The sequence below is a fragment of the Psychrobacter sp. AOP7-B1-24 genome, assembly GCF_052376215.1.
In the GTDB taxonomy this organism is placed as follows: Bacteria; Pseudomonadota; Gammaproteobacteria; order Pseudomonadales; family Moraxellaceae; genus Psychrobacter.
In genome coordinates this window covers 49,231-70,958 of record NZ_JBQSVL010000004.1, presented here as the reverse complement: position 1 = coordinate 70,958, position 21,728 = coordinate 49,231, and the positions used below count along the sequence as shown (strand labels likewise).

Here is a 21,728-nt window from a genome sequence, read left to right as displayed (position 1 = left end):
ATAATGTGGCGTTATTTTTAAGGGATAACTGAGCGATTAAGCGTAAGATTGCACCATATTTATGTAAACTTATGATTCATCACTCAATTGCAGTTTTCGAGCGTTTGATTTAGCTGGTTTATTGCTAAAATCCCACCCATCAAAATAACCACCACTAGGGGTCTGTATGTTGCGAATTGTCGATGAAGCCTTAACCTTTGATGACGTTTTATTATTACCAGCCTATTCTGAAGTTCTGCCAAAAACTGCTGATCTGTCTACTCGTTTGACCAAAAATATCACACTTAATCTTCCGCTCATCTCTGCGGCGATGGATACTGTGACTGAGTCTGAAATGGCCATCACTATGGCGCAGCTTGGTGGCATGGGTATTTTGCACAAGAGCATGGACATTGAAAAGCAGGCCACACAAGTACGCCGTGTCAAGAAATTTGAAGCAGGTACGGTAGTCGATCCTATCACTGTACATCCAGAGATGACCATTGGTGAGTTGCTGCGTTTAACGCAGGATAATAATATTTCAGGTGTGCCTGTGGTAGAAAAGGGTACTGATAACGTGGTAGGTATCGTGACTCACAGAGATTGGCGTTTTGAGACCAATCTGTCGTTACCTGTCAGTAAAATCATGACGCCAAAAGATCAGCTGGTCACGGTACATGAAGGTGAGAGCAACGAAAATATCAAAAGATTGCTGCATGAGCATCGTATCGAAAAAGTTATCGTTATTGATGATAATTTCCGCCTACGTGGTTTGATTACGGTTAATGATTTTGCCAAAGCTGAAAACAATCCAAATGCCTGTAAAGACGAGCAAGGTCGCCTACGTGTTGGTGCTGCCGTTGGTACTGGCGCAGACACGCAAGCACGCGTTGAAGCATTGATTGCTGCTGACGTTGACGTTATCGTTGTTGATACAGCGCATGGTCACTCAAAAGGCGTGATTGATAAAGTTTCTTGGATTAAAAAGAACTATCCGCACGTACAAGTAATCGGTGGTAACATCGCAACAGGTGAAGCTGCTATTGCTTTACGTGATGCAGGCGCTGATGCTGTGAAAGTCGGTATCGGCCCTGGTTCTATCTGTACCACGCGTATTATCGCAGGTATCGGTGTACCACAAATTTCGGCCATTGATAATGTCGCCAGCGCTTTGAAAGACAGTATTCCATTGATTGCTGATGGTGGTATTCGTTTCTCAGGTGATATGGCAAAAGCAATCGCTGCTGGTGCATCATGTATCATGGTTGGCTCGTTAATGGCTGGTACTGAAGAAGCGCCAGGTGAGGTTGAGCTGTTCCAAGGTCGCTACTATAAGGCTTACCGCGGTATGGGTAGTTTGGGTGCGATGTCAGGATTAAACGGTTCTTCAGATCGCTATTTCCAAGATGCCAAAGATGGCGTAGAAAAGTTAGTGCCAGAAGGTATCGAAGGTCGTGTACCTTATAAAGGCCCAGTTGCTGGTATCGTTAATCAGTTGGTTGGTGGATTACGTTCATCGATGGGTTATACAGGTTCTGCAACTATCGAAGACATGCGTACCAATCCACAGTTTATCAAAGTAACTTCAGCGGGTATGAAAGAATCGCATGTGCATGATGTGCAAATCACTAAAGAAGCACCGAACTATCGAGTAAACTAAAGTATGTATTTTGACTAATACGTTTTTGCGGTTCATTTAAAAGATATTGACTAAGACGTAATGCTTTAGCGACTTTAAGATACAAACAGCCAACAATGATTTATTATTGTTGGCTGTTTTTTTTGTAAAATACAGAAACAGATTATTACAATAATAGTGTTGCTGACATATACGCTTGGATTTTTATTTTTTGACTTGAGGAGTGTGCATAATGAGCTATTTTGGTACAGATGGTATTCGTGGAAAATTTGGTGAGTTGCCAATTACACCTGACTTTATTTTGAAATTAGGCTATGTGACGGGACAAGTGCTTATAGAAAATAATAGTAATCCTGCGCGCAGACCTAGTGTGGTCATTGGCAAAGATACTCGCTTGTCAGGATATGTGATTGAGGGCGCGTTACAGGCTGGCTTTAATGCCTCTGGTGTCGATGTTCATATGCTTGGTCCATTACCAACACCTGCCATTGCACATTTAACTCGTAGCTTTAATGCTGATGCAGGTGTGGTTATTTCAGCATCACACAACCCTTATTACGACAACGGTATCAAACTGTTTTCAGGTGACGGTAAAAAGCTGACTGATGAGATGCAAAGTGCAATCAATGATAAGCTACAAGTTATTATGAGTATTGATAGCAGTGATGATGCTATGCCTATCCTTGATCCGTCACAACTGGGTAAAAATAATCGAATCAACGATGCGAAAGGTCGCTATATTGAATTCTGTAAAGGCAGCTTTCCTTATCAATACGATTTGAGTCATCTGACAGTCGTCTTAGATTGTGCCAATGGTGCAGGCTACAGTGTGGCACCAAGAGTCATGCGTGAGTTGGGTGCTAATGTGATAGCTATTCATAATACGCCTGACGGTCTCAATATCAATGCTGACTGTGGTTCTACGCATCCTGAAAGCTTACAGAAAGCAGTTCTTGAGCATAAGGCCGATGTTGGTATCGCCTTAGATGGTGATGGCGATCGTATTGTGATGGTGGATGAAGCTGGTAAGCTAGTCGATGGCGATGGTATTTTGTACGTACTGGCTACTCAAGGTCAGACTAAAGCCAAAGGTGTGGTTGGTACGCTCATGAGTAACATGGGTTTAGAATTGGCACTGAAAGCGGATAATATTGAGTTTACTCGTGCAAAAGTAGGTGATCGTTACGTGATGCATGAGCTTGAAGCCAATGGTTGGATACTAGGCGGAGAACCATCTGGTCACATTTTATGTTTAGATAAGAGTCGTACTGGCGATGCGATTATTGCCGGTTTACAAGTACTGGCTGTGATGCAAGCACGTGGTCGCGCGCTTAGCGATCTTGTTGAAGGGTTTGAAGTGTTGCCACAAAAATTGGTCAACGTCCGTTTGTCTCAGATGCAAGATCCTTTCAAACATCCAGAGCTGGTTGAAACCTTTGATAAGGCTCAGGCTACATTAGAAGGAAGAGGCCGCTTATTGATTCGTCAGTCAGGAACTGAGCCTATGATTCGAGTGATGGTTGAATCAGATGACGAAATAGAATGTGATGTTATGGCAAATGACTTGGCTGATCATATTAAAGCCGTACTGAGCTAGTAGCATATTTATTCAAGCTGAACAGTAGGGCGTGTTGAATATTCAAATATTAGGGCTGCTGATTGCTAAAATTGCACCAAACTAGGCACAAGCCGATGATAATGTCGAGACCTTAACTAGGCTTGTAACGACGTTTGGGGTGATTTTAGCATCAGCCCTTTGGGGCAGTACTCTTTTTCGCCAATATATGGCGAAATTGTTTCACCTAGAATGACTAGGCATCAAAAATTTCACTGCATATTGTCTGAAAAATAGTCGCTGCCAGCACCACATTTGAATGTTCAACACGCCCTAAACTTTAAATGGAATACGCCTTATAATAGCCGTACATGTAATAATGCATCAATATTAAAATAAGGAATGACCATGAGCATGGACTTTACCGATCAACGCCTATCTTATGAAAAAGGTGTACTAGATCAACAGTCAGTACCTGAATCACCCTTTGATCTTTTAAAGGCGTGGATGGATGAAGCAATAGCACAAAAAGTTCAAGAGCCTTATGCGATGAGCTTGGCAACCTGTGGTATCGACAATAAGCCTAGTGTACGTATTGTTCTTATGCGTGAGATTACGGAGACTGGTGTGGTTTTTTATACCAACTACGAAAGCGCTAAAGGGCAAGATATTGCTGAAAACCCTAATGCCGAGGTGCTGTTTTTTTGGCATGAGCTTGAGCGTCAGATTCGTATCAGCGGTAGCATTGCTAAGATAGATGCTCAAAAATCTGCGGCATATTTTCAAAAGCGTCCGCACGATAGCCAAGTAGGCGCTTGGGTCAGCCAGCCACAAAGTGGTGAAGTGACAAATCGTGAGGTTATGGATCAAACCTTTGAACAGCTACAATCAGACTACTCTAACAGTGGAGAAGTACCAACGCCAGAATTTTGGGGCGGCTATGAAATTACGGTTGAGCAGATCGAGTTTTGGCAGGGTCGCGCCAACCGTATGCATGACCGTATTGTGTACACTAGCGAAAATGGCGATAGCTGGAATACCAAGCGCCTGTTGCCATAAGACGGTAGCTGTAAACCTGTAGTTATGAGGTTTCAGCTATAAAATCACTTGGCTAGAATAAAAAATCCCTACTAGTAGCTGTGTTCAACACGCCCTAGTAGGGATTTTTTATGTTTAAGAGCCGCCACTAAAATTAATATTATACCATTCACAAGAATACGATTAGCTGTATCAAAATCGCTTAGCCTACAACGTGTAGTGCTTGCACTCTTTTTCCTTGCTACTCTAATTTTTGTGAATGGTATTATTTCATTTCAGTATCCACATCGACAGAAACGGACATGCCAGGGCGTAAGTTTGCCAGATTCGGTTGGCCTTTATCTAAATCGATACGTACCGGAATACGCTGGGCTATTTTAATATAGTTACCAGTGGTTGGATTTGCCGCTGCTGCACTAAACTCACTACCAGTCGCAGGCGAAATATTATTGATACGTCCTGTAAATTCAGTACCACCAAGGGCGTCAACTCGAATAGTAGCAGGCTCACCTATCGTCATGTTTGCGATTTGAGTTTCTTTAAAATTGGCAATAATCCATACGCCTTTCGGTACGATATACATAAGCTGTGTACCGGCACTAACGTATTGTCCTGACTTTACACTGACCTGGCTCAACTGTCCTGATTCAGGAGCGGTAATAATAGTGTTATCCAAATTTATCTTTGCTTGTTTTTTAGCCGCTTCTGCATTTTGGATATTGGCATCAAGTGAGGCTCGGCTACCATTGGTTTTTTTACTGGCCTGTTTTGCGGCTTGTAGATTGGCTTCTGCTTGCTGTACCGCTGCTTGCGCCTTGGCCAGCTCTGCTCTAGTATGTGCCACTTCCGCTTTTGATACTGCACCAATTGCATCAAGCCCTTGATAGCGTTTAATGTCTTCTTGGGCGCTGTTAACACTCACTTTGGCACTATATACGTCAGCTTCACGTGCTTCTATTTGTGCTTGGCTAGATTGAGTGTCTTGAGCATTGCTTGAGCGGTTGGTTACTGCTACCTCAATATTGGCTTGTGCTTGTTCGAGCTGTTGTTGAAAGGTACGGTCATCTATTTTAACCAGTGCATCACCTTCTGTGACATTTTCAAAATCTTGTACAGCAACGTCGGTTACGTAACCAGAAACCTGTGAGCTGATGATGGTTGTTTGGCCTTTCACAAAGGCATTATTGGTATGCTGTACGGTTGGGGTAAATGGGGGTAGTTTCCATGCATATAGAATTAGAAATACACCGATGACGATGAGAACAATAAAAACCCCTATATTAAAGAACGTTTTTTTCTTAGGGTTCCATCCCGAAGAAGAGGGAATGGGCTCGGTTGGTGGCATGGGTGTTTCATGGTCAGTGCCGCGCTCTATTACCTTTTCCTCAGTTCGGTTTTTATTGTCTTGAGTACTGGTTGTCTCATCAGTATTAGAAGACAGGCTATTGACTGGCGTCTGAGTTTTTTGGTCAGAGTCATTGGGTTTTTGTTGGCTCATGACGCGCTCCTAAGTGGTTAGATTAATATAGTAGATAACTGAATATTTATATAAGAAAAGGTTGCTTAAATTTGAGTGATTTTAGCAATCTGCAGCCTTAATATTTGAAGGTTCAACAGACCCTAAAGTATCTTATTTTTGCTCACGCATTTTGGCGATAACGGCCAGTTCTTTAGCCAATGGGTTGCGTTTATGATAACGATAGTAAAAATAATTGAGTAATAAAATAACAGTAGCACCAGTCGACAGAATGGCCATGATGAAAAACAAATCACCATAAGCAGAGACAGTGGCTTGACGCTGAATACCTTGTAACACTTGCAGCGTAGCTGCGGTATTGGCTTGGGTAGTGTCAGTAATTTGAGGTGATAAAATACTGCGTGCAGTGGTTATTTGTCCCACTAGATCCGGATCACCAAAATTGAGCGAGTTGACCATATTTGTATAATATGCCTGCGTACGAACCGTGGTAAACGCTTGAATAGCGGCTGCACCTGCTAATCCGCCTACCGTTTGTGAAATGCTAAAAATAACGGAAAAACTAATAATATAGGCAGGACCACTGGTAATCGCACGCAAAAACCCTTCAAAAACCAAAGGCCCCATGAAATACACCGCAGCAAAGGCAATCAAAAATTGGCTGAGATAAAACATATAGGGTGCTGAATTAATAGACACAGCCGTATCCATCCAAGAACCTATAGCAATCAATGCCACTGCAAAAATAACAGGTCGGCGCAAATCCATCGCATTGGTACTAAAAATACTGATCACTAAAGCCAATACACTGGCTACCAATATGACAGCATAAAAGGTAATCAGCTGATCGCTACCATAGCCTAAGTTGGCAAGCAATCCTGCAGCGCCGACATTTTGCTCAGATAGCAAAATTCGCATGACAGCGCCGGTAATCATAAAGGCAATAATATTTCGGCTACGCATCCAGCGCACTTGTAGCATCGGGTTTTTGCGATGCGTTTCAATCCATAACGCAACGCTAATACCGACGACGGCAATAATAAGTGGATAGATGAGCCAAGGTGTCGTCCACCATAGAATCCTACCTTGTACTAAAACGACAGCCAATGCAGCCAAACCACTTGCAAAAAAACCAAAGCTTAAAAAATCCAGTTTTTCAAATACTTTTTCTGTATGACCTGGCGGTAGCTCCAGCAAGTTAATCAGCCCAAAACAAATTAGTGCCAAACCAAATTGGAATAAAAATAAGCTTTCAAGCTGACCGTCAATGGTGAGGTAGGGCGAGATAATTCGTGATAATGGGATACCAAATTGTACCAAGCCAAACCCCAATATTAGACCGCTAGTGCGTTTAACGGTTGGCATACCTTGCAAACAGTAGAACAAACCTAATATGGTCATGGCGCTTGCTACCATACCACTCAAGCCACGCGCTATAAGCTCTAAGTAATAAGGGTCAAGCCACATGCCATCAGCAGCCGTCACCAAGCCACTGCTCACAAACCATTGTATACTGGTTGCTAATAGCAAAAAAAACAGGGTGATTTTACTGAATAATGCCATGCCAAATTGCTGACGAATCTTATATAACAATACGGTGATACAAGCATTGGTCATATTATAGGCAACCGATATCCATCCGCCTTCTATAGGCGTTAGGCTAAGGTCACCTTGGATTTGAGTTAGGTTGGCGACCAGCAGACCATTTTGGAAACTGGCAGTCAATCCAACAATAATACCAATGAGCAAGTAACAAACCTTGCGGCGTACAGGATGGTCAGGGTTGGCTGGAGAGCCTACCATCATCGGTTGTTCGTGGGGCTTGAATTGGTATTCATTATTCATGGTTGACGGTCTTTCTAGATGAGTGCTGGATGCAATGATAAGCAAATAACAACACGGTTGATCAAAAAATGAATGGCACCGTTAATGACGACGCAATTAGAAGTTATAGTCAAAGAAACATAAAACCGATACGATTGCATTATGGTGCTATAGTCAATCAATGTTATAAATGATACAAGGCAGACGAGAGCAAGTACTACAGTAGTAGGCTAAGCGAGTCTAACGCCGTAACACTTTAATAGTGGTTCGACTATACTGGTACAAATTTTACTTGCTTGCTGTATTCACAGAGGCCGCGAAAAATTTATCCCAGCAGCACTGTAGCGATTTAAAAATACTTTGACTATACGTGATCAATGATGACAATAGTTTGTAAAAAACAACAACAAAATAGCCCAAGATGGACTTGGGCTATTTTATCAGGATTTCTATAAAACGCTACAGATCAAACCGTTTTACAGCTATTTTGAATCATCATGTTCAGCTTCGAGGCGCATCGCACGCTGATAGCTATCGAGTTTGGCTAAGCTTTCTGCATACTGTCTAATATGTGGATAGTCATCTAGCTTCTGACGCTGTGCAAGAATAATCATATCAAACGATAGCATAAAGTCAGCACCGCTGAGCGTATCACCTACAATGAAAGACTTACCTTTGAGTGATGCGTCTAAATATTTGAACAGTCTGGTTTTTTCTACATCAATATAACCATTCAGAAATTCATTGTCATCGATGCCTGCTTTCTTGCTAAACAGTTCAAGCATGAGTGGCAACATGAGCGAGCTTTCAGCAAAGTCAATCCACTCCAGATAATGACCGTAGTCAGTACTATCAGTAGAAGGACGCAAACGATCTGGTGCGAAGCGCTCAATCAAGAGCTCAGTAATGGCACCTGACTCTGAGTATATTTGCCCGTCCATTTCTATCACTGGTGACTTACCCAATGGATGCACAGCTTTTAGGCTGTCTGGTGCTAAATGCGTTTTAGCATCGCGCTGGTGGCTTACGATTTCATAAGGCTCGCCCAGTTCTTCTAATAGCCATAAAATACGTAGTGAGCGTGACTGGTTCAGATGATGCAAGCGAATCATAATATTACCCTTTTATCTTAGCGATCAAACGTGCAGCAGCTTCTTCAGATGATGCTGGGTTTTGTCCAGTGATTAACAAGCCATCTTCTACCACAAATGATGCCCAATCAGCGGCTTTTTCATAGTGACCGCCGTTGGCTTTGAGTTCATCTTCTACTAAGAAAGGCACGATATCGGTAAGGCCAACTGCGTCTTCTTCTGAATTGGTAAAGCCAGTGACTTTTTTGCCTTTAACCAAATATTCACCATCAACTTTGACATTTTTTAGCGCGCCTGGTGCATGACAAACAAAAGCCACAGGCTTATCTTGCTTAACGAAAGTCTCAATTAGGTTAATAGAGGTTTCATCTACTGCCAAATCCCATAATGGGCCATGACCACCAGGGTAAAAGACCGAGTCAAAGTCTTCTGCTTTCACGTCAGCAAGTTTTTTGGTGCTGGCCAGATGCTCTTGAGCTTCGGCATCACCTTTAAATCGGGTGGTGTCTTTTGTTTGTGCATCTTCAGTATCGCTACTTGGATCAAGCGGCGGCTGACCACCAGCAGGTGACGCTAGTGTGACGTTAGCGCCTGCATCAATAAATGCGTAGTAAGGAGCAGCAAATTCTTCTAGCCAAAATCCCGTTTTTTTACCAGTATCGCCTAGACGGTCGTGTGAGGTTAGTACCATTAAAATATTCATTGTTGTCCTTATTTATTATTCATTAACGTTGAGAGCTGGTGCTGACAGATAAATAAAAAGCCTGTTATTAGGGCATGTCCTCAATTCAATCGATAGTTATCTAAATGGGTTAAAAATGGCTAAATCTTGCCAAACGGCGTCAAATAGCTGACTAATATCTCGATATTATCTGCGCTATTTTCCTTGTTTGACTGCAATTTATCTCATTTTCATCACCATTTTTAAAATGAGGACAAACCCTAGCAAGTCCATCACTAGATGATTAGCAGCCATCTTAAAGTTGTAATAGCAAATGATGACTGCTAATGAAATAACTATTAATAGTATCTATGTTTGTAATGGTATCTATGTTTGAGACTTAATATTCAGTTGTTAAAGACAGTATTTATGTTGTTAAGTAGTCATGTTTTGACGCAAACTATTTGACGTCAGCCACTTTTACAACCGTTTTGCCAAAGTTCTTGCCTTCTAACATATCAAAAAATGCTTGAGGGGCTTGTGCCAGTCCGTCTGTGATATGCTCTTTGGTTTTGATATCGCCTGACTCAACCCATTGCCCCATAGTTTTTAAGAATTCGGGGTAGTGATCGCCATACTCTTCAAAAATAATGAAGCCTTTAACCGTTAGACGGTTGGCCAATATTTGACCCATCAACATACTCAAGCGGTCTTTGCCATCAGGTAAGTCAGTTGCGTTGTACTGTGACACTAGGCCACACACAGGAATGCGTGCATGTGCGTTTAGTAATGGCAATACGGCATCAAATACTTTACCGCCAACATTTTCGTAATAGATGTCGATACCGTCTGGGCAAGCTGCTTTTAATTGTTCGGCGAAGTCTTCGGCGTGGTGATCGATACACACATCAAAGCCAAGTTCATTGACTGCAAAATCACATTTTTCTTTGCCACCAGCCACACCAACTGCGCGTACGCCAAGTTTCTTGCCTACTTGCCCAACGGTTGCGCCAACAGGGCCAGTAGCGGCAGCCACTACCAACGTTTCCCCTTTTTGTGGTTTGCCAATATCAGTCAAGCCCATATAGCCGGTAAAGCCTGGCATACCTAGCACACCAAGACCGTAAGAAGGGTGTGGCATGTTTTTATCAAGCTTTAGCACGCCTTCGCCATCACTGACGCTATAGTCCTGCCAGCCAGAGCCTGATACCACCAAGTCGCCTTTAGCAAAGCCATCGACATTAGATTCGACCACTTGTGCTACTGTGCCGCCCGTCATGACATCGCCAATTTGCAGTGGGTCGGCATAGCTTTTGGCATCACTCATACGTCCACGCATATATGGATCGAGTGATAGATAAACGGTACGAAGTAGCATTTGCTGGTCGTTCGGAGTTGGAATCTCACCAGTTGTTAGCTCAAAGTTGTCACTGGTTGGTGTACCGTGAGGACGGCTCGCCAGTGTGATTTGACGGTTGATTTCTTGGTTTTGATTATTATCAAAGCTCATATTATTATCCTTTTTAATTCTTGGGTTCTATTTCTAAGGTTTATTTAAATTTCTTTTTTTTAACGATCATAAGCTTGAGTAGCTATCCAGTGTAGGACAGCTACTATGAAACCATAACGATATGTAGCGCTTGTTACTATGATGTCTTTTTTAAGATGCTGGCTTGCGAGTGTTTATTAAGAAACTTTGCTAGTAACGGCGCGTTGTAAGATACGGCGTGACACATCTAAATCGTTAGTGCCATGTTCGCCCAGTTTGACCATATTGTGAGCTTCAAGCTGCTTAATGATTGGATCAATTGCTGATTCAGTCAAGTCAGCATCTTCTAAGCTAACTGGTAAGCCCAAGTCGCGGAAGAAGTTTTCTGTATAAACAATCGCTGTCTCAATGATGGCATCATCATCTTGATCGATATCAGTGATGTTCCATACGTTACGTGCATACTGAAGCAGTTTTTCTTTTTTGCTTTCTTTTAGCTCACGCATAACCGATGGCAACAAGATGGTTAGCGTGCGGGCATGGTCAATTGCATGTAATGACGTTAGTTCGTGACCAACCATGTGCGTTGTCCAATCTTGTGGTACACCAGTACCGATTAGACCATTAAGTGCCATTGTCGCTGTCCACATTATGTTTTTGCGGGTTTCTAAATTGTTTGGATCTTGCTTAACAACCAAGCCTTCATCGATAAGGATTTTTAGCAAACTTTCAGCAAATGCATCTTGAACTTTCGCATTGACAGGGTAGGTCAGGTATTGTTCCATTACATGAACAAAAGCATCGGCAACCCCGTTCATGACTTGACGCTCAGGCAATGTCAACGTTTTGGTAGGGTCTAGAATTGAGAATTTAGGAAAGGCAAGGGCGTTACCAAACGGTAGCTTTGCTTGACGTTCGCTATAGTTGATCACACCGCCCGAATTCATCTCAGAACCAGTCGCTGGAATGGTTAATACGGCACCCAAGTCAATGGCCGAGTCAATATCTTTGCAATAGCCAGTGAGTGCGTTCCATGCCTGTTCACGTGATACCGTACCATCTTTTTCTGTTAATGAAGATACTAGAGCCACAAACTTGCTACCGTCAATCACCGAACCGCCGCCAACAGGGAGTAGAAAGTTAATATTGTGCTCATTGACCATGTCGGCCGCTTTTAATAACGTGGTAAATTCTGGATTGGCTTCAATACCACCAAACTCAAATACAGTACGTGAGCCACTGGCTGATAAGGCATTTTTTACCTCGTCTAGTGTCCCAGTACGCTTGGCTGAACCGCCACCGTAAGTAATTAGTACGCGAGCATCGCTAGGCACCAATTCTGATAACTGTTTGATTTGGTTTTCGCCAAAAACGATACGTACTGGGTTGTAATATTGAAAGTTGTTCATAATATTCCTAAATGCGGTTGCAGATTTATTGAGTGTCATTTCCAAAAACGATACGGGCAGATACGTCACCTCGTTTTTGTATTTGCGTGCATTGTAAATATAATTAGACCGGTCGTCTAGTACTGTTTACAAAACTCTCTAATAACTCAATTCATCTCGTTTAAGAATGTCTATTTATAAATGGCTAAACCGTTTGTGTGACATTAACGTCCCAATTGTGAGGTCGTCATTTGCCATACTTCAGCAAGTGGCGTATTGGTCTGGCTGATCTTGGCAATTAAGCTGGCACCCAACCAAGCAAAGTACCAACGTTTTGCGATGCTCTCAGCTGCAATGTTATCAGGCTGTAGAATAGAGCCGTCTGCCCATCCTGCTTTGATTTGATCACTCAACCAATTAACGGTTTGCTGATATCCAGCATTGAGTGCGATACGCATAGGCTCTGACATATCTGCGACTTCAGCACTCAACTTAACTACCAAGCATTTTCCATCATCACAGCCGTTTTGTTGAGTGTCATACCAGTTCTGAAAGTAGTTATAAATCTTTTGCTGAGCATTAATATCTTGACGCTCAATAATATCTAGGCGGGTTTTATAATGGGTAAAGTAGGTATCAATAATGGCTTCGCCAAAGACTTCTTTTGAAGCAAAGTAATGATAAAAAGACCCTTTTGGTACGCCAGCTGTGTCCAGTATTTGTTTGATGCCAACGGCGGTAAAGCCCTTCTTAGCAATCAGTTGATAGCCAGTCTCTAGCAGGTGCGTTTTGGTGTCTGGTGCAATGTTGCTTGATTTAGCAGTGTTGGTAGACATAGTTGACATGTCCTCCTAGATTTCTTGTAAATGTATTTAATTGGGTAAATGTATAGCGAATATTTTTTGAACGTCGTTCAAGGTTGCCTATTATACGTTCTATTTGGGCGTCTATATCTTTTATCTTAGTATCTGTTTCATAGACTATTTATTAATAATACTTGTTACAGATAATCTAACGACAGCGTTACGTATTTTCAACAATATTGAATGGCGAGATATTATTGTTTCTATTACAACTATGTTAGCATTAGACCAGTCGTCTATCAAGTTGCGTTTTGATTCACCTCGTCAAGCACAGTAAATACATGCTGCTATTATATGAAGGTGACGAGACTGATTTTTTATTCGTATCTAGTTGCTCATTACTGAGCGTATTAAGTACTGAGCAACTACCAAACAACTGTGAAAAATCTTAGTTTGCTAAAACCATAAAATAAATAAGGACAACTATGTCAACTGATATTAATAATACACAAGCCGATGCCTATAGCGATTTTCATCTTCAATACATCGCTGGCGTGTGGCAAAAAGGTGCAGATGATAGCATCAATACCAACACCAATCCTTATAACGGCGAAACATTGGTCACCATTCAACAAGCAACAGAAGCACAACTGAATGAGGCTTACGATGCCGCGACCAAAGCCCAAAAAGAATGGGCTAAGCAAACGCCTGCTAGTCGAGCAGCGGTACTTTATAACGTGGTGAATATATTAGATCAGCGTCAAGACGAGATTGTCGATTGGCTCATCAAAGAGTCGGGCAGTACTCATGTCAAGGCAATGGTAGAGTTCAGCACTGCACGTGCCATTACGCTAGAGGCAGCCACGTTCCCTAATCGTGTGCATGGTGAAATTCGCCCATCCAATACTCCTGGTAAAGAAAACTTTATTTATCGCGAGCCTATCGGTGTGGTTGCCGTTATTAGCCCATGGAATTTTCCGCTACATTTGACTCAGCGTTCTATCGCGCCTGCATTAGCACTTGGTAATGCAGTGGTATTGAAACCTGCTAGCGATACGCCAGTAACGGGAGGTCTGTTATTAGCCAAAGTCTTTGAAGAAGCGGGTCTACCTAAAGGATTGCTCAATGTGATCGTTGGCTCTGGTAGCGAGATAGGGGATGCGATTGTTGAACACGAAGCGCCAAGTTTGGTTTCGTTCACAGGGTCAACTTCAGTGGGCAAGCATATTGGTGAGCTTGCCAACGGTGGCGAATACATTAAAAAAGTCGCGCTTGAGCTGGGTGGTAATAGCCCATTTGTTGTATTAAAAGATGCTGACATTGACCAAGCGGTAAAAGCCGCTGCCTTTGGTAAGTTTTTACACCAAGGTCAGATCTGTATCGCCATTAATCGTATCATTGTTGAAGATGCGCTATACGATGAGTTTGTGAGCCGTTTCCTTGACCACGTCAAAACGCTACAAGTGGGTGACCCAAGCAAAGCAGAAACCGCTGTTGGCCCAATCATCAATGAAAAACAAGTGAAATCATTAAAAGACAAAATTGCCAAAGCACAAGAAGAAGGTGCCAATATGATTTTAAGTGGCGAGATCAAAGGTCAAGTCGTGCCGCCACATATTTTCACCGAGGTGACACGTGAGATGGATTTGTCACGTAACGAAGTATTTGGCCCGTTAGTCGGTATCATTCGTGCCAAAGACGAAGATGATGCGTTGTCCATCGCTAACGACTCTATGTATGGTCTATCAAGTGCGGTATTTACGCAAGATTTGACTAAAGGTTTACGCTTTGCACGTGGTATCAAAGCTGGCATGACGCATATTAATGATATCTCGGTGAACGATGAAAGTAATACGCCATTTGGTGGTGAGAAAAACTCAGGTATTGGCCGCTTTAACGGCGAATGGGTACTAGAAGAGTTCACTAGGCTGCATTGGATATCTGTACAAAATGAGCCACGTGAGTATCTATTCTAAAAGAGCCACTTTTCAATTACTGTAAACTGATATGTGCATCATAAAAAAGACCGTTATATAGCGGTCTTTTTTATGGGTAAGATATAAACAATGACTATCTGAATTAAACGTCCTTCAGACAAGCCTTGCTATTTATTATGGTGAAAACCGAGCAGACCTTCAATCTCTTCGATACTGATGTGCCTGACGAGTGCTTGCTCTTCTACTGACAAGCGATTGGTGTGTTCTTTTATCATAGTATGAATGCTGCGAGAAACTTCGGCTGTCGTCGCATAATACATTTGTGGCTGCTCTTTGGTTAGTCTCATTAAAAACTTATTAATGATTTTACGCTTTTCGTCCGGTGCGTTTTCTTCAGTCATATTATTCTCCTAGGGGACAATCATTTCATTAGGCAGGTCATAGCAGCGGCTTAACACGCCTTATACTGTATGCCATATTTTAAACCATTATAGTTTGGGCTAAGCGATTAAATGATGCATTTAAGTATATGAGAGCCAAAATGGAAACCAAAATATGTTAAATCAGCAATCAGATAGTTTACCAAACAAGCTAGTAGATAAAAAAGTAGTATTGGTATTGTTTCATAATGATTTGCGTATCGATGATAACGCGACTGTGACCAAAGCGGCGACATTGGCCGAAAATAATAATGGATCACTGCTGTTGGTTTATGCCGATTCGTTAGCGGATAGTATTGAAGTTTCTAATGTCACTCAAGCCAGTGACAGCCAAGCATATCAATTCGATGAGCTGGGTGCTGCACGCGCGCAGTTTCTAGCAGAGAGTTTGGCTGATTTAGATGAATCGCTACAACGTCTTGGCAACAGATTGCTTTATTTGACATCGCGCCAGCCATCGAAACCAAACGATGAGTTGAAAACGAGCACCTTTGCTCAATTGTGCCAGATGATAGAGCAGCAGCACGTCACGGATATCTGCGTCAGCCGCACGGCAGACTACGCGCAAAACCAAGTCTATGCGCTTTTACAAGAAAAATATCCGCAAATAATGTGGCACAGTCAATCGACCAACACATTATTTGCGTTATTACCAATCGAAGAATTACCCAAAAGCTTTACCCAGTTTCGCAAAAAAATAGAATCAAATCATAACTTATTGAGCGCTAAAGATGATGTGGTTTTGAGCGGTATAACTGAGTTAAAACCACAAGCCTCGGAACCACAAGCATGGCCATCATTACCTAATAACTTACTTATCAATGATAGCAATCTGCTTTTTGAGATGCCTAAGACCGAGCAGCCGTCCACATCTGAGTTTAAGGGCGGGGCAACGAGTGCATTAAGTCATGTCCACGATTATTTTCATTCGGATGCACCCAGCACTTACAAAATCACCCGCAATGCTCTTGACGACTGGACAAGTTCTACCAAGTTTTCGGCTTGGCTGGCGAATGGGTCACTGTCGGTTAACCTACTGCTAAACCGCTTACGTCAGTATGAGCGAGAAGTGGTGGCCAATGACTCAACGTATTGGATTTGGTTTGAGTTACTGTGGCGCGAGTACTTTTATTGGTATGCACTGGTACATCAGCAGCGGCTATTTTGGTTCAAAGGTATTGCTCAGCAGCCACCAACGACCAGTTTGGACGAGACACGCTTGGCACAATGGAAGACTGGAACCACGCCATATCCTATTGTTAATGCTTGTATGAAGCAGTTGCTGCAAACTGGCTATATGTCTAACCGTGGGCGACAAATCGTTGCCAGCTGTTTGATTCATGAGTTGGGGCTAGACTGGCGTTATGGCGCGACGCATTTTGAGCAATATCTGATTGATTATGATGTGGCGAGTAACTGGGGTAATTGGCAGTATTTAGCAGGGGTGGGTGCTGATCCTAGAGGTTGTAGACACTTCAATCTGGCCAAACAAACTCAGCAATACGATCCGAGTGGTAGCTTTATTTTTAAATGGCAAGGTGATAATACCGATGATTATGTACTGAGCTAACCTTAGCGTTGCTGATAAGTTGTTAAAGATTTTTATATTTTATTGTTTGCTCAGTACGCCTTGAGTGTTTAAAAAATAAGAAGCTACCATTTTGGTGGTTTTTTTCTAAAGACCGCTGTTTAAAATGAGGTGGCTAGCTAAAAATATTGCATAACTTATAACATTCATTTAAAATGAATCTTTAAGATGGGTTTTGTCCAATTATCTAAGAAGATCATTATGCAATCTATCAATTTACCTAGTAAGTATCCCAGTTCCCCGCATCCTATTCTTAATTTAGGTTTTCGTGTTTTTTTTAGCACAGGTGCGATATTTGCTATTATCACGATGGCATTATGGGCATTTGTGTTTACAGGGCACACAGATATTAATGTTCAGATATTGAATCCCTTGTATTGGCATGGTCACGAAATGATTTATGGCTATGCACTAGCGATTGTGGCGGGGTTTTTACTGACTGCGGTAAAAACTTGGACAGGGGTGATGATGCCACACGGTTATAAGCTGCTTGGTATTTTTGTCTGTTGGGTGTTGGCACGTTTGGGTTGGCTACTATTTGGGTTGGGTATTGATTTCGGATTTGGGTCAGGCGCTGGATTGCTATATGCAGCGGCAGTGTTTGATTTGTTATTTATGGGTTTGATGGCCTTTGTAATATGTCGAGCAGTTTTGCAAGTAAAGCAATACAAGCAAATGGGGATATTGGCAAAGCTGATATTATTAACGTTAGGCAATGGGCTTTGCTACTGGGGTATTATTAATGCAGATATGAGTATGACCAAGATAGGTATTTATCTCGGATTTTACTTGATTATTGGTTTGGTGTTGACTATTGGTCGGCGTGTGGTGCCTTTCTTTATTGAACGAGGTCTTAGTACGATTAACGATAAAGGCGTTGCACAAACCGTCACCTTGCATAATGGTAAAATACAAGATATCTCAAGTTTATTATTATTTTTAGCATTTTTTATCGCTGATTTATTTTATCCCAATCCGTATCTTCTGACTGTGACAGCGCTTGGTGTGGCAATCGTGAATATCGCCCGTTTGATGGGATGGTACCATCGTGGTATTTGGCAAAAGCCATTGCTGTGGTCGTTATATGTCGCGTTTTTGGGGATGTGCGTAAGCTTTATTTTGTACGCACTGCAACCGTGGTTAGGTTATTCTCATAGTTTGGCGGTACATGGGCTTGCGATTGCAGGTATTGGCATGATGACTGTGGCGATGATGACACGGGTCTCACTTGGGCATACTGGGCGCAGTATTCATCAACCGCCCAAAATGGTCAGTCTGATGTATGGTCTGATGGTATTGGTGTTTATCAGTCGGGTATTGTTACCATTGGCCGATATGAGTCATTACCTATTATGGGTTATGGTCGCTCAAGGTGCGTGGATTGCCTGCTTTGTGCTATTTTGTATCAGTTATTTGCCAATGCTGGCACGCCCTAGACCTGATGGCCTGTTTGGTTAAGAAGCTAGTGGTTAATAATAAGCTTAGAGCTGGAGTGTTTATAAATGAGATTGACCAACTATAGTGACTATGCGCTACGCTCACTGATTTATCTGGCAGTCAAACCAGAGCCGCACACGCTCGCTAACATCAGTGATATTGCCAATAGCTATGATATTTCTAAAAGCCATTTGACCAAGGTTATTCATCAACTGGGTCAGCTAGGATATATAGAAAGTGCACGTGGTAAAAATGGCGGTATACGATTGGCACGCGCACCTAATGATATTAATTTAGGTGCGTTGATTAAACAGATAGAGCCTGATTTTGATTTGGTAGAATGCTTTGCTGTACCAGTGAGTAAGAATAAAGGCTCTCAATCAAAAGACTTACCAATGACCTTCATCGAAGAACAGACAGATAAATCTATAGGCTGTGTGATTACGCCAGTATGCCAGCTCAAAAGTGTGTTTTCTGAAGCGCTAACGGCTTTTATAAAGGTTCTTGAACGCTATACACTAGCAGATATCATCAATAATGAGGAGGAGCTGGCGGCTTTACTATCATAAATGCTTTGTGCTTTGTGCTGTTCTAAAGTTCGATAGTTATAGCTAAACTTGGTCAATGAGGTTGGTTAATCGGTATTGGCACAAAATTCACATTCTAATAAACTATTTAACGCCAATAAATTTTGTTGTGCTGTTGCATCTCCTTGACTTGCTGCTTTTTTGTACCAAAAGAGCGCTTTATTATTGTCGATAGCAACGCCTTCGCCTTGTTGGTACATCCATCCGAGGTTGTTTTGTGCTGATGCAAATTCTTGCTCAGCGGCTTTTTGAAAAAAACTCATTGCTTTGTCATAATCTTGGACAACACTGCGTCCATCACGGTACATGACGCCAAGGTTATATTGAGCTTCTACATATCCTTGATCCGCCGCTTTTTTATACCATTTAAGTGCGAGTTCATGGTTTTTGGTCACATCGATACCGTCGCTGTATAGTTTGCCAAGAACAAACTGTGCTTTAGCAAACCCTTGATTCGCTGATTTTTTAGCTAACGAAAGGGCTTTGGTAAAATCTTTTGGTAAAGCCTTACCTTCGGAGTAGACAATGGCTAAGTGGTATTGAGCGGCAGCATTTTCTTGTTCAACTGCTTTTTTATACCAAGCAAGTGCTTTGACGTAATCTTGTTCGAGGCCTGTACCTGTGTAGTACATAGAGGCAAGGTTGTCTTGGGCTTTTGCATAGTTTTGTTTGGCTGATTTTGTGTACCATTCAGCTGCTTTACTATCATTTTGACAGACAGTTTCTCCATCCTGAAACATAGCAGCTAATTCATACTGGGCTTTTTTATCACCTGCGTTTGCGGCATGTTGAGTGCTTGCGAATTCTGCGTTTGGTATATAGCTATCTTTACAGAGCCCTTTTTTTTCACGATTTAGATGAATTAGATTGTTACGCGCCAAGGCACTGCCTTGAGCGATGGCTTTTTGAAACCATTCGCTGGCTTTATCATAGTTCTGAGGTACGCCTTTTCCTTCATAATAAGCCCAACCAAGGTTGTTTTGTCCCATAGCTTCTCCCTGTTCAGCTGATTTTTGATACCATACAAGGGCTTTATCATAGTTCTGAGGTACGCCTTTTCCTTCATAGTAAGCCCACCCAAGATTGCTTTGGGCCAGTCCATAGCCTTGCTCAGCGGATTTTTGATACCATGCAAAAGACTTGGTATAGTCTTGTGTGACACCCCGACCATGAAAGTACATTGAAGCGAGGTTGTTTTGAGCTTTAGCTTGGCCTTGCTTAGCTGCTTTTTCATACCATTCGATAGCTTTGGCATAATTTTGAGGGGTGCCAATACCGTTTTCATACATAGTAGCGAGTTGGGTTTGAGCATTTTTGTGCCCTGTCAGTGCTACAGTATAAATATCTTTAAATAATGAAATGGGGTCACTAGCATTGCTAGGATCACCAAATATAACAATGTCTTCGCCATTTAGCATGTCAAGGTTTTGCTGCGCTAAGGTATTACCTTGGTCGGCAGATTTTTGAAACCATTGTAGGGCTTGCTTACGGTCCTTCTCAGTGCCAACACCTTTAAGGTACATCAAGCCAACAGTATTTTGGGCGTCAGCATGACCTTTATAAGCCGCTTTTTCTAACCATTCATAGGCCTTGCTATAATCTTGCTCAATATTTTTGTTCTCACCAGTATAGTAGAGTGTTCCAAGGTTATACTCATCTGTACCATTTATCTGTTGCGTTGAACTTTGGTTGCTTATCAAATCTGTATCGCAGGCACTGAGTATCAAACAAGAAGCTAAGCTTAAGATAAGCGCTTTATAAGTAATTATCTGTTTTAGCGTTGGCAATTTTTTATCCTTTGGACGTAAAGGTGTTTTTATTTTTGAGTACTACTATCAAGTTAATAATCAACTTAGGTTGGTATTTTAGCTAGTATGTTGTATGTTGTATGTTTAAAAGTATAAATATAAAATTTTTACATGAATAAAGCGGCTAAAACTAAGTAGCCGCCTTGTTTTATTACCTTAGATTGTTACTTCAAGCATTTTCTAGCTTAGGCCGAGCTTTATTAATTGCTTTCAATAATGCCTTTTCAAACTGACCTTCTTTAAATTGGACCAAATACGAATGCGCTGCACAGAAGTTGCGAACATCACGCCATTCATGGGCAAGATTGGTAGCCCAGTCGCAATAATCCTTGCCAGCACTTGGCTCATTTTTCAGTGCTTTTTTGGTCGTAGGATGTAGTATTAGCTCAGGTAATATCGCCTCTAGTAACTTAGTTGGTGGACTCATAAAAGTGTCATCCACGTGCAAGCTTTTGCTGGCAGGGTGGTAGGCCAATAATGAACCGGCATGAATCGCCTCGTTGGGCGAAATATAGTAGACGCCTTCTGACATAGAAAACTCAAGCTCGGGATAGCGTTCAGCGACTGCATTACTTTCGACCAAGTCATCTGCCCATTGTATCTCTGGCACTTTTTCGTGGTGTCGGCTACTGCCATAGAAAGTGGCTTGTGGGAAGTCTTTTGCCATTTGTGCACAGTGTACCGTATGAAATGGGTGTACGTTCAGTACGGCTTCGACATCTTGTCCATTACTGGTCAACCTCATTACTTCGTCTCGAACGTCGCCCGTTAAGGTGTAACTGTCTAAAAACAGAAACTTGCCTGAATTTAACTTTACTAGCGAGCAGTGTGTACCAATATTTAATACGCCACCAATGCGAAATGATCCGCGTATGTTCCAAAAACCCGACCCTAATTCATGAATTTTATTGCTCATCGATATACGTCCTTAAATATTTAATAATTAGATTTATAAGATTATTGTTGTACAGCTATTTTATGTAGCAC

Annotated in this window: 17 protein-coding genes; 7 read left to right on the top strand and 10 right to left on the bottom strand. The window is 42.0% G+C overall.

Going from position 1 to position 21,728, the window contains the following annotated elements:
- Positions 1–166: 166 nt before the first annotated feature.
- The 3 genes from guaB (at position 167) to pdxH (ending at position 4,232) form a co-directional block, all read left to right on the top strand.
- On the top strand, positions 167–1,639 hold the full coding sequence (gene guaB, locus ACT3QP_RS01755; protein WP_444524232.1) for an IMP dehydrogenase: 1,473 nt from the start codon (positions 167–169) through the stop codon (positions 1,637–1,639).
- A 211-nt stretch (positions 1,640–1,850) separates the two neighbouring features.
- The gene (gene glmM, locus ACT3QP_RS01750) at positions 1,851–3,215 is read left to right on the top strand and encodes a phosphoglucosamine mutase (RefSeq protein ID WP_444524231.1); all 1,365 of its coding nucleotides are present in this window, start codon (positions 1,851–1,853) and stop codon (positions 3,213–3,215) included.
- Between the two features lie 372 nt (positions 3,216–3,587).
- Positions 3,588–4,232 (top strand): pyridoxamine 5'-phosphate oxidase, encoded by a 645-nt coding sequence (gene pdxH / locus ACT3QP_RS01745; protein WP_444524249.1) that lies wholly within the window; start codon positions 3,588–3,590, stop codon positions 4,230–4,232.
- 244 nt (positions 4,233–4,476) lie between these two features.
- Here pdxH and ACT3QP_RS01740 read toward each other — a convergent pair whose 3' ends face one another.
- From ACT3QP_RS01740 to ACT3QP_RS01710, 7 genes are all read right to left on the bottom strand, one after another.
- Positions 4,477–5,709: an HlyD family secretion protein gene (locus ACT3QP_RS01740; RefSeq protein ID WP_444524230.1), complete on the bottom strand. Its 1,233-nt coding sequence runs from the start codon at positions 5,707–5,709 to the stop codon at positions 4,477–4,479.
- A gap of 132 nt (positions 5,710–5,841) precedes the next feature.
- The gene (locus ACT3QP_RS01735; protein WP_444524229.1) at positions 5,842–7,533 is read right to left on the bottom strand and encodes an MFS transporter; all 1,692 of its coding nucleotides are present in this window, start codon (positions 7,531–7,533) and stop codon (positions 5,842–5,844) included.
- A 461-nt stretch (positions 7,534–7,994) separates the two neighbouring features.
- On the bottom strand, positions 7,995–8,624 hold the full coding sequence (locus ACT3QP_RS01730; protein WP_444524228.1) for a glutathione S-transferase family protein: 630 nt from the start codon (positions 8,622–8,624) through the stop codon (positions 7,995–7,997).
- Between the two features lie 4 nt (positions 8,625–8,628).
- Positions 8,629–9,306 (bottom strand): type 1 glutamine amidotransferase domain-containing protein, encoded by a 678-nt coding sequence (locus ACT3QP_RS01725; RefSeq protein ID WP_444524227.1) that lies wholly within the window; start codon positions 9,304–9,306, stop codon positions 8,629–8,631.
- Between the two features lie 418 nt (positions 9,307–9,724).
- A complete protein-coding gene (locus ACT3QP_RS01720) occupies positions 9,725–10,774 on the bottom strand; it encodes an NADP-dependent oxidoreductase (RefSeq protein ID WP_444524226.1) in 1,050 nt (349 codons plus the stop codon).
- Between the two features lie 176 nt (positions 10,775–10,950).
- Positions 10,951–12,162 (bottom strand): iron-containing alcohol dehydrogenase, encoded by a 1,212-nt coding sequence (locus tag ACT3QP_RS01715; RefSeq protein WP_444524225.1) that lies wholly within the window; start codon positions 12,160–12,162, stop codon positions 10,951–10,953.
- A gap of 203 nt (positions 12,163–12,365) precedes the next feature.
- Positions 12,366–12,977: a TetR/AcrR family transcriptional regulator gene (locus tag ACT3QP_RS01710; protein WP_444524224.1), complete on the bottom strand. Its 612-nt coding sequence runs from the start codon at positions 12,975–12,977 to the stop codon at positions 12,366–12,368.
- A gap of 452 nt (positions 12,978–13,429) precedes the next feature.
- Here ACT3QP_RS01710 and ACT3QP_RS01705 point away from each other — a divergent pair, with 452 nt between their 5' ends.
- Positions 13,430–14,920 (top strand): aldehyde dehydrogenase family protein, encoded by a 1,491-nt coding sequence (locus ACT3QP_RS01705; protein WP_444524223.1) that lies wholly within the window; start codon positions 13,430–13,432, stop codon positions 14,918–14,920.
- Positions 14,921–15,048: 128 nt separating this feature from the next.
- On the opposite strand, the gene ACT3QP_RS01700 is transcribed toward ACT3QP_RS01705, so the two are convergent.
- On the bottom strand, positions 15,049–15,282 hold the full coding sequence (locus tag ACT3QP_RS01700) for a hypothetical protein (RefSeq protein WP_444524222.1): 234 nt from the start codon (positions 15,280–15,282) through the stop codon (positions 15,049–15,051).
- Between the two features lie 154 nt (positions 15,283–15,436).
- Between ACT3QP_RS01700 and ACT3QP_RS01695 the strand changes: the two genes are divergently transcribed.
- The 3 genes from ACT3QP_RS01695 to ACT3QP_RS01685 all read left to right on the top strand — a co-directional run bounded on the left by ACT3QP_RS01695 (position 15,437) and on the right by ACT3QP_RS01685 (position 18,915).
- Positions 15,437–16,891: a DASH family cryptochrome gene (locus ACT3QP_RS01695; RefSeq protein ID WP_444524221.1), complete on the top strand. Its 1,455-nt coding sequence runs from the start codon at positions 15,437–15,439 to the stop codon at positions 16,889–16,891.
- Between the two features lie 219 nt (positions 16,892–17,110).
- The gene (locus ACT3QP_RS01690) at positions 17,111–18,367 is read left to right on the top strand and encodes an NnrS family protein (RefSeq protein WP_444524220.1); all 1,257 of its coding nucleotides are present in this window, start codon (positions 17,111–17,113) and stop codon (positions 18,365–18,367) included.
- Between the two features lie 44 nt (positions 18,368–18,411).
- On the top strand, positions 18,412–18,915 hold the full coding sequence (locus ACT3QP_RS01685; protein WP_444524219.1) for an Rrf2 family transcriptional regulator: 504 nt from the start codon (positions 18,412–18,414) through the stop codon (positions 18,913–18,915).
- 65 nt (positions 18,916–18,980) lie between these two features.
- On the opposite strand, the gene ACT3QP_RS01680 is transcribed toward ACT3QP_RS01685, so the two are convergent.
- Together ACT3QP_RS01680 and ACT3QP_RS01675 are read right to left on the bottom strand one after the other, a co-directional pair.
- Positions 18,981–20,720: a tetratricopeptide repeat protein gene (locus ACT3QP_RS01680; RefSeq protein WP_444524218.1), complete on the bottom strand. Its 1,740-nt coding sequence runs from the start codon at positions 20,718–20,720 to the stop codon at positions 18,981–18,983.
- Between the two features lie 190 nt (positions 20,721–20,910).
- Complete coding sequence (locus ACT3QP_RS01675; protein WP_444524217.1) at positions 20,911–21,657, bottom strand: hypothetical protein; 747 nt, start codon at positions 21,655–21,657, stop codon at positions 20,911–20,913.
- Positions 21,658–21,728: the final 71 nt, after the last annotated feature.